The organism is Paenibacillus chartarius, assembly GCF_042432825.1.
GTDB lineage: Bacteria > Bacillota > Bacilli > Paenibacillales > NBRC-103111 > Gordoniibacillus > Gordoniibacillus chartarius.
Window position 1 is genome coordinate 53,397 of record NZ_JBHLWN010000008.1, and the last position, 13,274, is coordinate 66,670.

Genomic DNA, 13,274 nt, shown 5'->3' on the forward strand with positions numbered 1-13,274 from the left:
GTATTCTTTTCACGGGGCAAAAGACGCATAACGAAAAGAAGCTGCCCAAGCCATATTGGATGACTCGGGACAGCCCTGAAATTAGAATTTATGAGCACCGCATATTTTAATCTTCGCCGCCGCTTCCAGCTTGACGGAAGGCTTGAACAAGCCCGCTATCGTTTTCTTCAGGCCGTCCATGTCCTTTCCTTTCGTCGATTCCAACAATTTATCCAAATCCGAGAACTTCGTCTTTAGCGCCGATTTCGACAGATCCGTCACATCCGCTTGGAACGGGCCTGCACCGAGCTTGGCAATCGGCTTGCCTTCGCCCGGTGCGCACGGGTCCCAGGCTTTGAAATATTTAGCGCCGAGCTCGCCCTTGATCGGACCGTACTGCACTTTCAATGCCGCTTCAGTGGTAATCCCGCCCTCGGCTATAGCCTCGAACGGGTCAATCTCCAGACCGCCGCCGACACCGACGCCTGCCTCCCCGCATGCGGATACCCCTTCTTTATCGATACATACTTTGGCTCCGAGGCCGAGCCCTTCATAGGCCGATGCACCGATACAGAACAAGCCGCACGGGTCGCGCAGATTGACCGGGTTGTTGCCTACGTACACGTAGACATTCGGCTCCCCGCTGTCCAGGAGAATCGGGTCGCGCGCCGTCCACCTGCCTGACAACGGGTCGTAGTCTCTGGCGCCGAAGCGCACGAGTCCGGTCGCCCGGTCCTCCAGTCCCCCTGCATAGCCGATCAAGAGAGCGAAGTCAGGGTTGGAATCGCTGAGCAGCTTGCCGAAGCTGTCGTAGCGCAGCTTCTTCATCACATTGCCGTTCCCGTCCAGCACCTCTCTCGGCGTGCCGACCGAATCGGTCACCGTATAATAGCGCGCTCCGCCGCGGTCGAAGCCGAGAAGCAGACCTTCGTCGTTGTAGTAGTAGTTCGTTACTACACCATTTGTGTCAATAGAAGCCGTGATTAGGTTCGTGAAGTCCGGATGCCCGTATAAATATTTTTCCGATTTCCCGTTACTGTCCACTTTAGCCGTCCTGCGTCCAAGGGCGTCGTAGGCATAGCTGTACATGCCGGGTGCATCCGTACCGTACGCGCTTTCCGTTACTGTTGCCGAGAGCAGCTCACCCTTGATGCCGTAACGGAACGTATTGCCGCCCCTCTTCTGCAGGAAGCCATCGGCATCGAACACGTACTCCGTCCCGCCTACCGATTGCAGATTGCCTTGAGCGTCGTAGCTGCTCGCAACCGGAGCGGATCCGTTCACCTGCGAGGACTTGCGGTTCTTGTTGTCGTCATATTCATAACTCTCGCTGAATGTACCGTCGATTCCGCTGGAAGCCGCAGACTTCAGTTGGCCGTTCTTATCGTACTCGTAATGTGTCAGCTGCGCCCCGCCCCCAACTACCGTTACCGTTTCATCTTGCAGAAGGCCGCGGCCATTGACCGTGTAGTCGCTGCTCGAGCGGAGCTGGCCGTTCCACAAATACTCGCGGCGCTTGATTTTGCCTGCCTCATCGTATTGATTCGAAATCGTGAATTTCCCGTCCGTAACGGACTCGACCAGTCCCGTAGGCTTGCGGACGAACTGGAACGGGCCGAACCTGGTCAGCTGCTCATCGCGGTCCCAGCCGAGCGCGGTGTCCTGCGTAACGGTTGTCGTCTGTCCATACACCTCGCCGGTAACAGTCGTACGGATATTGGTGATATTCGTAATGTTTCTGGCAGTATCGAAGGTATAGTCAAAGGTTGCATTGACGGCGCCCTGCATCTTCATTTGACGAACCTCGGTACCGGAATATTTGAACTCTGTCGACTGCCGGAGCGACGGCTGGCCGGCCTGCTCCGCCACGATCTGACTTACCCGATCCGTCACGTCCTCATAGCTGAACGTGCGCAGCAGGTCATTGTCATTCATGGAACTGATCCGTTTCGCGCCCCCGTCCTCATAACCGTATTGCAGCACTCGCCCGCTTGCGAGAGTCGAGCGGCTCAGCACTCCCGCCGAATTATGCTCGTGCGTAACCCAAGGCGAGCGTCCTTCTTGATCGAAGCTTTCGAATTGATTCAGTTTCGAAAAGTTTTGGTTATATACGGTACCGTCCGGCATCGTCAGCTTCTTCAGCTTGCCGTTGCCGTCGTATTCCTTGCGGTAAATCTGTCCGTCCGGCTGCTTAATCCAGGCAACAAGTCCGGCGTCATCGTAGCCGTACTCCTTCTCATTTCCCGCTTCATCGGTTTCTTTAACCCGCTGATTCAACGTATTGTACGTATAGGTCAAAGAGTGAGCCCCTTGCTGGACCGTTTTCAGTCTTCCGCGTTCATCGAAGGTATAGTTTAGCGGCTCAATCGACTGTCCCGGGTATTCCTCGCGGTAAATGCGCCCTTTGGCATCCAGATAAGACACCTTGACATAGCCTTCGGCGGTCGTTTCCGTATAGGTGCCGGCAGCCGCATCGTACTTGATGCTTGAGGTCGCTCCATTGGCGGTGGTGGACAGTGTCAGCTTCTTCAGTTTGCCCTCGGCATCCTTTTCGATGGTACGCATTTCTTTGTAATCAACCGTGCGTCCGTCCGGTGTCGTTATCTTCATTTCGCTAAGCACCGGGGCATCCATGCCGAATTGAGGATCGCTTCCGAGCTTCTGAACCGCTTTGCTGCCGTCGGCATAGACGATTTCCTTGGAACCGTCCGCTTTGCGGGTCACCATCGACTTGGCGCCGCCGGGATAAGTGATCGTCAGTATGGTATCGGATTCGATTTTACGCGTCTCATAGATGGTCTTGAGGCCTTCCGCATCCGTGAATGTCACGGACATGCCGTCGCTCAGCTCCTGCCGCTCCAGCGTCTTCACGCCGCCGGCGGCGTTCTTCGCTTCGATCAACAGTCCCTCTGCATCGTACTTATACTCGGACTGCTGCCGATTCGGATCGGTGAACGTCTTGAGCAAGCCTTTGTCATCATAGGTCATGTCGTACCGTACGTTACCCGGTCCGACCACTGCCCTTAGCTGACGATCATCGTCGACGGTAAGCACGGTTCTCTGCCCGCCCGAAGCTACGATTGCCGTCGGCAAGCCTAGCGCATCGCGCTCGATCGTCGTCACGTTGCCGTTCGTATCGGCGATGCTGGTCAGACGACCTGCGTCATCGTGGCCAAATTGCTCGAGAACCGCACCGGTGATCGCATGGACGGTTTCGGTGTGGCGTCCCGTCTTCCGGTCGATTCGGGTGGAGGTGACTCCGTCATCTGCCGGAATATCTGCCTTCACGCCGCCGGCGACAACTTGAATGAATTGCCCTCCATACCGCGGATAAATCTCTTTCTTCGCACGGAAAACCAGCTGTCCGTTCGTCCCAATTCCTACCAACTTGAGATAGTCCATGTCGAACCCGTTTTTCCTTACGTATTCCAGAGCTTCCGTATTATCGATGTAGTGAGCCACGCCGTCCGAAGAGATTTTGTAAACATAGCCCCGCTTCTCTTCATACCTCATGACGAACACATAAATATTCTCATAATCATCGATAAATACCGACTTCTCATCCGAATAGAACCGCGCCTTCTTGGCGCTCTTGCCGTCTGCCAGGGCACCTTCCACCGTAGTGCGGTCGATGCTGCCGGCAACCAGCTCCAGCTTGCCGTCCTCTGTGATTCTCCGAATGCGGGTCTTGGCGCCCAAGTTATCCCATACTCCGTCTATGGCGTAAAGGATTCCGTTCGGACTGCTGATCAGATTGCTGTTGACGAGATTCGCCGGGGTAGCCGGACCGCTGTCGGGCCCGCCGGGGACGTTGTACTCGCGATGAATGTCTTTATTGATATATCCGCTCGTATCAAGCCTGTAGTAAACATACTGACTAAAGGTTGAGCCTCCCCTGGCGTCGAAATACAGATTTCCTTCCCGGTCCACGCTGAGGTTCAGTGTATTATTGATCTTGGTGTCCGCCGCCTTCGTGCCGTCCGGGATGACATCCGGGCCTACACCTCCGGGGATCAAACAAGTCCAATCCGCATCGGCGGTTCCTTTCTTCCAAATCCCGTACCCTGAAAATGCAAGATACAAGGTGCCGTCCGTACCGACGACGAGGTGTTCCGGTGTTTGGCCATTCGGCGTTTTGAACGTTGCGATCTTCCGCGAAGTTTTGTCCGCAGTGACCTGTACAACATAGAGCTCGTTCCGAAGCACCTGATTATTCTCGAATTTATTGAGAATGAAGTAAGAGCTATTGCCCGCGAAGGCATAGACGTCGGGGTTCGTAACATACTGCCCCTGGCCACCCTGCGGCTGAATCGGGCCGTACAGGCCGTTGTCCTTCTTCAGAGCCTCGCCGTCGCCGGTTTGCAGCGTCATCGATTCGCTGTCGAACCAATTGTGCGAGCTGATGCTCCATCCCGCCACGCCGCTTTCCTCATAAGGATTAACGGGGCTTCTGAGGAAGCCTTCGTATACCTGCGGGAGAACGATATCAGAGGTTAACTCCCGGGGCTGCCCCGTCCCGATCATATATCCGGCAGATATCCGGTTCCAGCTGGATTGGAATTGGGATTGCGAAGCGTAGTAGACCAGACCGTAATGATAAGAGACCGTGATTCGATATGGGAATTCTCCAACATGCTTGCGGCCGTATCCGTCCATACCGTCCCAATTGAACGTGAACGTTTGATTCGGGGCTTTCGGCATCGTCTTCGTGATGACCTTGCCGGCAAGCTCTACCCGGACCGTAATGGCCTTCAACGTCCCCGGCAGCGCAGACGGTCCGGTAACCGGCACTTGCACCGTAGATTTGGCGAGATACCCTTCGGTACGGTCGCTTTGATACCTCAGCTTGTAAGGAGTACCCGCTACCGGGATTTCTTCTCCGAGCGATTGGTCCAAACAACCGATAATGGAACCGAGCTGCTCGCACGCCTCTTCCAGCGTCAGCTCACGCGGCTCTTCACGCGGCGGATTGACTGCATCAGGCGGCGGTCCGTACGGCCAGTTATGATCCCACGGGGTAAAATGCGGAATAGGCACCCGCCATACGCTTTGCCCGGCCGTGTATAAGCCGGCCAGCTTCTGCCGCTCTTCGTCCGTAATCTCGTATTTGGACAGCTTCGATGAGTCGTCGGCAGCGCCGTCACCGTCGGTATCGATCTGCGCAGCACCTCCGTCCACGTTCACAATACCGATAATGATACCGTCTAGCGCAGGGACCCATCGGCCGGCCTTTCGATCGTAATACGCATTCGGCACCTTCACACCGACCGGAAACTCCAGGAAGTTATCCACATAGTGGTACAACGGTTTACTAAACGTGACTTCCTCCGCCCCCGCCGCAACGGCTTCGTCAGCCGATAATTCTACGGCGTACGTGTAGCCGACGTTCGGCGGAAGCTCGCCCGGCATCGCCTGCATGCCCCTTGTTCCAACCGTATACTCCGTCGAGCGAAAATGAATCTCGGACAGCGGCTTCACCGTACCGTCAGGCAGCTTCATCGTCGCAGTCGTGCCTGCCGGTACCAGCACCGTGGAAGTGCGCGTGCCCTCCTCATCGGTGACCGGCGTACCTTGAGCGATCTGGATGTCCGTTGCGTTCGTCAAATTCAGCACCGTCACCTTCGCATCATAGGCTTTCAGCACCACATCCTCGACCTGTGTATATTGTTCGTGAACGGCCGCAGCGAAGCGCTGCACGGTCATGTAACCCTCTTTGCCGAACTGAACGGTATGCATCCCCGTCCCGTTTACGACGAAATCATAGGCTCCATCCGAACGGCTTAACGTTTGGCCATATTCCGGATGGTTGAGGATCGTAATCTTGACACCGGCGAGAGGCTGGCCGGCGGCATCGGATACGGTCCCTTTCAGAACGGAGGCTATGGCCGGCTGAATAGTTCCGGGAATAACGCCTTGCTGCACGGCTTGAGGACCGTTGTACAGGAATTCGATCTGCTCGCCGAACTTTGTTGGACTCGTCAGCGGAATCGGCGTTGCCGAGGCTGCCGGATCTTCCGGAATCGCCTGCTTCTGCGGCGTAAGCGTAATGCCGGTGGATTTGGCCGATTCGTTGCCATTCGTGTCGTATGCGGCGACGGCGAACGTATAGCTTGTGCCGTCCGTCAGGCCTGTGATTTGACGCGTGCTCAGCGACTTCACATCCAGACCCGCATTCCAGGTGGCTCCGCCGTCTGTAGACGCGTACACCTTGTATCCGCCCAGATCCGCTTCCGAGTTAGGAGTCCAGGTAAGGGCCGCAGTGCCGTCAACGGCGCCTCCAGTGAGTCCCGCCGGCGTACTTGGCGGCGTCACGTCTCCGTTCCCCGGCTTTGCATGTACCGGCGCCGACTTCGCGGATTCATTGCCGGCGTTGTCGATGGCTGTGACGGTGAAGGTATAGGTTTGCAGGTTCGTCAGGCCGGTGACCAGGTATGCGTTGGCATTGCCTGCCGAGGTCCCCCCGTTCCAGGCTGCACCGTTATCCGTAGACATGTAAACCTTGTAGCTCGCCACATCCGCTTCCGTGTTATAGCTCCAGCTTAGCTGCACCCTGGCATCTCCCGGCGTCGCGGCAAGTCCGGTCGGTGCGGCAGGAGGCTGGGTATCCGGCTCCTCATGCGGCGTCAGCTGCACGATATTCGATTTGGCCGATTCATTGCTCCTGACGTCATAGGCTGTTACCGCAAAATTGTACGTCGTTTCGTAGTTGAGATCAGGGTACGAAACCGATGTGGTCTGCGGCGTGACGTCGGCGTATTCGATCCAGCCAAAGCCGCCTTCGATGGATACGTAGATTTTGTATCCGCCGAGGTCGGTTTCCTGGTTGGCCTGCCAATTCAAGTTCGCCTGATTGCCGGTCAGCGTACCGGTAAGGCCCGTGGGAACGGCCGGCGGCGTCGTATCGGGCTCTGTGCCGTTCTGCGGCGTTGCCGTCACCCTTGCTTGGCCGGATTCGGCTTTGTTCCGGTTGTAAGCGGACAGCAGGAAGGCGTAAGCCGTATTGTTCGTCAAACCGGTCCATGTCAAAGACGTATCGGTTCCGGCGTCACGGACTTCATAGTAGGACTGTCCTTCGTCGTCCGCCGACATGGCGATAACCGAGTAACCCTGAGTATAGGCATCCCCGTTGGGCTGCCAGGTAAGCAGAACCTGGCCGTCGCCGGGAGTGGCGATGAACCCTTGCGGCATTGGCGGCACAGGCAGCGTCGGCTGTGCCGTCGTCGGCGTCGAACGGGCCGACTCGTTGCCGGATGTATCGTAAGCGGACACCGCGAAGGCGTATTCGGTATTGTTGATCAAATTCGCGATCTTGTACGTTGTCTCCAATATTGCGTCTGCCGCTAAACTCCATGTCGTGCCATTGTCTGTGGAGAGATAAATTTTATACCCTCCCAAGTCGTGGTCAGGCACAGCGCTCCAGCTCAGCTCGACTTCTCTGTCGCCGGGAGCTGCGGTCAGGCCGGTTGGGATCCCCGGAGGCGTCCGATCCGGTTCGGGGGACGGTGTCACGGCGACCGGAGCGGAACGAGCCGATTCGTTGCCGTAGTTGTCGTAAGCCGTTATCGCAATGCTATAGCTGACGCCGTTCGTCAGCTGCTGCAGCGTGTACGCCGTCACCTTGCCAACACTGACTGCGGTTCGCCACGTCGCTCCCCGGTCTTCGGATACGTAAACCTTGTATCCGGCCAGGTCGGCGTCGCTGTTGGCCGTCCAAGCGAGAGTCGCTTGCCGGTCCCCCGCTGCTGCCTGAAGGCCGGCCGGGATCGCCGGTGGCGTCACATCTCCCGGACCTTGAGAGCCACCCCCGCCCCCTCCGCCGCCGCTCGGCGTGTAGACCTTGCCGTCCAGCATGGACAACTCCCCGATTTCCTTCGATCGTCCCGCTGCGGGTGCTTGCACGGTTTCTTTCAGATCGATGATGCGGCAGGAACAGGATGGTCGAGTTGGAGCCTTGTTGGTGGTGGTGTTGCTGCTGTTGCTGCTGTTGCTGCTGTTGCTGCTGTTGCTGTTGTTGCCCGTTCCGGCCCCATCCAAGAAGTCCAGCGCGGCTTGAACCCGCTCTTCCTCCAGCTTCGCCGCGTCGGCGCCATCCAGATCCAAGTCGACCATCGTCAGCTTATACTCACGCTCGGGCAGAACGTGGGCCTTGAACGTCCCGTCAAGCCCGCTCACAGCGTAGAAGGTCGGATTCGTCGTCAGCGTCACAATTACACCCGGCTCAACTTGCCCGCCATTGCCGGTAACTTTCCCCGTTACAATGGCAGCTTGCGTCGTCCTGATTGCAACCGTATTGCTGTTTTTGCCGAAAACCGTTTGCTGATACGCGACAACGCCGTCACCGACGATGTTCATGTCATAAGCTCCATAGGGCAGCTTCGCCTCATACCGTCCGTCAGCACCGGTTACGCCCGCTGCGACGTAGCCGCGCTTGCCTTTAGCATGGATTTGCACAGAAGCGCCTGCCAGCGGCTTTCCATCCGGCGTACTCGCGGCGATGCTCAGTATCCCTTCCTTTGGTTCGGGGGAACCCGGCTTCCGCTCATCGATCTTCTTCAAGGACCTGTGCAGCATGACCGCCGCCTCGGCGCGAGTGACCTGATTGTCAGGCCGGTAGGCGTTATCCTCATAGCCTTGAATAATTCCCGCCCTATTCATCGCCTCGACGGCGGATAGCGCCCAAGCTGGAATCCGGGCGCCGTCCGTGAAACCGGACTGCCCGGAACCAGCAGCGTCCAATGCAAGCACACGCTGCATCATCACGGCGAGCTCAGCCCGCGTTACCGTCCGGCCGGGCCGGAGCGTGCCGTCCTCATAGCCTTCGATCAGCCCCAGCCGGGCGGCCTGCTCCATCTCCGCTTTGCGGGGCTCGTCTGCAAGATCGGTAAATGCCGGGGCGTTCAGCTTCACATCGCCCTTCTCCGCCGCTTCCGCCAGGCGAAGCAGCCATAGCGAGGCATCGCCGCGGGTCAGCGGCCGATTCGGCTCAAACGCCGGATTCCCTGAAGCGGGCTCAATAATTTGCTTGTGCAGCAGCTCCTCAATCTCCGCCTTCGCCCAGCTCGGCAGCACTTCACCGGTAGGATTCGGGGAAGGCTGGGAAACTGCCGGCAGCTCTTCTGCGATGGCGGCAGGCGGAACTGCAGCTGTCTGCAGCAGCAATAACAATGTAAACATAACGGACCATGGTCTGCGCATCCAACGGGATTTCATATAAGCCTCCTCGATCTGCAACTTTGCAACAAAATGTATCCCACCCTAATTATCGTAGGGAGATCAGATCGGGAATAGAGACTGAATGCGCAAATCTTGCGGTGACCCGTAATGAAGTCGAGCCGTGATTCGTCATGGCGAGTTGATCGTGAATGATTGCTTAGTCCTAATAAGACGGCCGATTCAAGGCGATGGAAAACAGCGCGGAATGACTATATCCTGAACGTCAACGGCCGGCATAACCTTTTGACTAGATGGACTTTGACGGACATAACTCCGTTTTTCCCTTCCAAAATAAAAACACCCTGACCGCAAGGTCAAGGTGCAAACAAACAACCATCCATTTCTTCTATCATATCGGCACCGCGTTCTGCCCCAGCCCTGCCGGCAGCAGCCTCCCGGCGTCGGCGGCTTTATTTTTCATGAGCGCGCACGATTTCCCTTAATTCATGCCAAGACGTAATCCGCGGAATTTCCAGATGCTTATTGTAGGGGTTATCCTTCGCATACACGGCAAGCTGCAGACCGGACAGCGTGTTCAGCACAGCAGGTTTATCGTCAAAATAATAATCCAATCCAAGCCGCTCGATAATATGAACCTTCTCCGTATCCTCCATACCGCAATAAAAATGTTCACCGCGCACGGGGAAGCCGTTTTGCCGGAGCCACTCCAGCGTACGGGCGCAGTATTCCTTCGCTCTGGCCGTGATGTAATACACCTCGTGTCCTTGCTCCGCCAGCTCCTGCAGCACTTCCACGGCGAACGGAAACGGGGGGCAACTCGTGAAATAGATGTCTTCCCTCAGACTGTTCCACATCTCTTTGCCCTGCTCCCGCGTAAGACCGAACGGCTCATGGATTTCAACCGACGCCAACGACTGGAGCACCTCGTCTCCCAGGTCCACTCCCAATTTCCTCTTATACAGCTCAAACGCATAGCCCCGCAGGTTGATCAGCGTGTCATCGATATCGAATCCGAATTTCATCGCGGTCCCTCTGGATATACCGGGTACCCGACAAACTTAAAATCTTTGCCGAGCGTCTGCACGCTGACGTCGGAGAGCTCTACGGCTTCGCTCATTTTCTCCAGGCCGGTCCCCGCCAGGAACGTCGGCGCATTCCGGCCGCCGATCAGTTTGGGAGCGACGTAAACAATCACCTTGTCGACGAGCTTTTGTTCAAAGAACGAGCCGTTAATTTCGCTGCCGCCTTCAATCAGCAAGGAGGAGATCAGCTGCTCGCCTAAAAGCTTAACGACTTCGGACGGGTCGACCCTGCCTGTGCGCTCTGTGACAAAGATTTTGACCCCTGCAGCCTCCAGCGCCTTTCTCTTATCGGGATCATGGGACGGTGTCGTAAACACCCAGGTCGGTGCCTCGCCATCCGTTACCACTCTTGCCTCCAGAGGGAGCCGTAACGTGGAATCCAAAATAACGCGCACCGGATTCCGGCCGTTCGGCAATCGGGTCGTCAGCTGAGGATCGTCATGGAGCACGGTTCCGACGCCGACAAGGATCGCCGCATTCTGATTGCGCAGCAGATGGACGTCTTCGCGGGCCGTTTCGGACGTAATCCATTTGCTGTTCGAAGTATAGCTGGCAATCTTCCCGTCCATCGTGACGGCTGATTTCAACGTGACGAACGGCGTCTTCCGAACGATAAACTTGTTGAACACTTCATTCATCTTCCGGGACTCTTCTTCACATACGCCGACGATGACCTCGATGCCCGCCTCCTCCAGGATGCGCACCCCTCTGCCCGATACTAACGGGTTAGGATCCAGCGTGGCAATGACTACCCGCTTGATCCCGGCTTCAACGATGGCTACGGCGCATGGGCCTGTTCTACCGTAATGGGAGCAAGGCTCGAGCGTCACATAGATGGTCGCCCCGCGGGAGTGCTCCCCGGCCATGCGAATCGCATGAATTTCGGCATGGGGCTCGCCTGCCTTCATATGTACCCCGACACCTACGATCCGGTTATCGTTCACAATGACGGAACCGACGAGCGGGTTCGGGTCCGTCTGCCCTTTCATGGCAGCCGCATTCTGCAAAGCCAGCTTCATATAAAATTCGTGGTTAGTCATTGTTGCAGCATCCTTCTTCTTCTTCTTCACCCATATGTCCGGACCGTTCGACCTTGGTCTTCAAATACTTCTCATTGTACTCGGATACGTCACCCCACAGCTGTACCCGATCTTCCACGTCCAGACCCGCATTGGTGAGCGCGTCCAATTTTTTCGGATTGTTCGTAATCAGCGTCACCGGCTTGGTCCGCAGCGCCTCCAGCACCTTGATCGCATCGCCGTAATCGCGGGAATCGTCGACAAAACCGAGCTGAAGATTCGCATCCACGGTATCGTAGCCGTTTTCCTGCAAAATATAAGCCATCGCTTTGCTGAAGAGGCCGATGCCTCTGCCTTCGTGGTTGGCCAAGTAAAATAACGCGCCATGCCCGTGCTCGACAATATGCTTCATCGACTGCTTGAGCTGGTAGCCGCAATCGCACCGCTTGCTGCCGAAAATATCCCCGGTATGACAGATCGAATGGAACCGGATTAAGGCACGCTCGGCGTTCGCAAAATCGCCGTGAACGAGCACGCTCGATTGCTGCATTTCGGCTAAATTGATGTCGGATAATTTGGCGACGATGCGTTCGACGTCATCCGTCTCCTCGCGGCAATTGAGCCAGCAGTACCACTTAAATTCCACCGTTTCCCCATACAGGTTGACCGGCAGCTTAATCGGGCCGACAAGATAAATGGATTTTCCCTGATCGGAAGGGATCCGTTGGATTTTTTCAGATAATAGAGAAATGACTTTAGGATCGAAATGTTTGACAGCTGGCATAGGAACGTCTCCTTTGATGAACCGAGTAAAATGTCCGACAAATGCTTTAAGATTAGTTTGTGTCAATGATGCCATTCTATGTAAAATTTGTCCATACCAAATAACCTGAATATTCTTTGCGATTGTGTAAAAACGTGCCGCTTACCTTGACGAAATCGGGTAGAATAATATAATTAACTTACAAAAAGTAATTATAATCATCGACAGCGAAAATAACAAGGAGGGTCGGCCGGATGAATTTCCATCGTGAGCCTTGGACATATGTCGGCCAAGTGAGTCTGAAGGTGCAAAGCTTAGAGCGGTCGCTGGCGTTTTACCAAGAGGTGATCGGATTCCGGGTATTGAACCGAACCGATAGCAGCGCCCAGCTGACCGCCGACGGCAAGAAAGCGCTGCTGTCGATCGAAGTGCCGGAGGACGCCGTGCCTAAGGCAGGGAGAACGACAGGGCTGTATCATTTTGCGCTTCTGCTGCCGTCGCGGGCGGATTTGGCTCGGATCGTGCGTCATTTTGCGGAGAACGGCGTGCAGCTCGGCGCTTCGGATCACTTGGTGAGCGAAGCTTTGTATCTCTCCGATCCGGACGGGAACGGGATTGAAGTGTACCGGGACCGAGACCCTTCGGAGTGGGCGTGGAGAGATAGCGAAGTGGCGATGGCGGTCGACCCTCTCAACTTCCAGGACCTCCTCACCGCCGGAGGGCAGCAGCCTTGGGACGGCTTGCCGGCCGGGACGGTCATGGGGCACATTCATCTACATGTGTCCGAGCTGCGGAGGACCGAGGAGTTTTACATTAAGGGATTGGGATTCGACGTTGTGGCCCGGTTCGGCAGTCAAGCTTTGTTCATATCGACCGGCAACTATCATCACCATATCGGATTAAATACATGGAACGGCGTGGGGGCGCCCCAGCCGCCGAAGCATAGCGTCGGACTTGCGTCGTTCACGCTCGTGTACCCGAATGAAGAAGCCCTGTCGCGGGCCGCAGCGAGCTTGACCGCTATCGGCGCGGACGCCTGGCAGGAAGACGGCGCCCTAACGACCGCCGACCCGTCCGGCAATCGTATTCGATTGCTCGCGGAGAGGGGTAATGAGGGGCGTCGGCTGCGTTAGCGATGTAAAACATCGTTACGGCGGTTGGTCACGGCGGCTGCTGGCGCTTTAGCGATGCGAAACATCGTTAAACGGCAGGTCCCGTAACAAAATCAAACCCATGAGGCCGGTTGAGCTTCATGGG

The 13,274-nt window shown here is 56.4% G+C and carries 5 protein-coding genes; 1 reads left to right on the plus strand and 4 read right to left on the minus strand.

Going from position 1 to position 13,274, the window contains the following annotated elements:
- Positions 1–81: 81 nt before the first annotated feature.
- From ACFFK0_RS01030 to ACFFK0_RS01045, 4 genes are all read right to left on the minus strand, one after another.
- Positions 82–9,189, minus strand: a complete 9,108-nt coding sequence (locus tag ACFFK0_RS01030) for a fibronectin type III domain-containing protein (protein ID WP_377467741.1) — start codon at positions 9,187–9,189, stop codon at positions 82–84.
- A 413-nt stretch (positions 9,190–9,602) separates the two neighbouring features.
- Positions 9,603–10,175 (minus strand): 5' nucleotidase, NT5C type, encoded by a 573-nt coding sequence (locus tag ACFFK0_RS01035; RefSeq protein ID WP_377467743.1) that lies wholly within the window; start codon positions 10,173–10,175, stop codon positions 9,603–9,605.
- A complete protein-coding gene (ribD, locus tag ACFFK0_RS01040; RefSeq protein ID WP_377467746.1) occupies positions 10,172–11,275 on the minus strand; it encodes a bifunctional diaminohydroxyphosphoribosylaminopyrimidine deaminase/5-amino-6-(5-phosphoribosylamino)uracil reductase RibD in 1,104 nt (367 codons plus the stop codon). The genes ACFFK0_RS01035 and ribD overlap by 4 nt, the downstream gene beginning before the upstream one ends.
- A complete protein-coding gene (locus ACFFK0_RS01045) occupies positions 11,268–12,038 on the minus strand; it encodes a GTP cyclohydrolase II (protein ID WP_377467748.1) in 771 nt (256 codons plus the stop codon). Before ACFFK0_RS01045 ends, ribD begins: the two co-directional genes overlap by 8 nt.
- A 233-nt stretch (positions 12,039–12,271) precedes the next feature.
- On the opposite strand from ACFFK0_RS01045, the gene ACFFK0_RS01050 reads away from it, so the two are divergent.
- Positions 12,272–13,150 carry a VOC family protein gene (locus ACFFK0_RS01050; protein ID WP_377467751.1) on the plus strand — a complete coding sequence of 293 codons (879 nt, stop codon included), beginning with the start codon at positions 12,272–12,274 and terminating at the stop codon, positions 13,148–13,150.
- Positions 13,151–13,274: the final 124 nt, after the last annotated feature.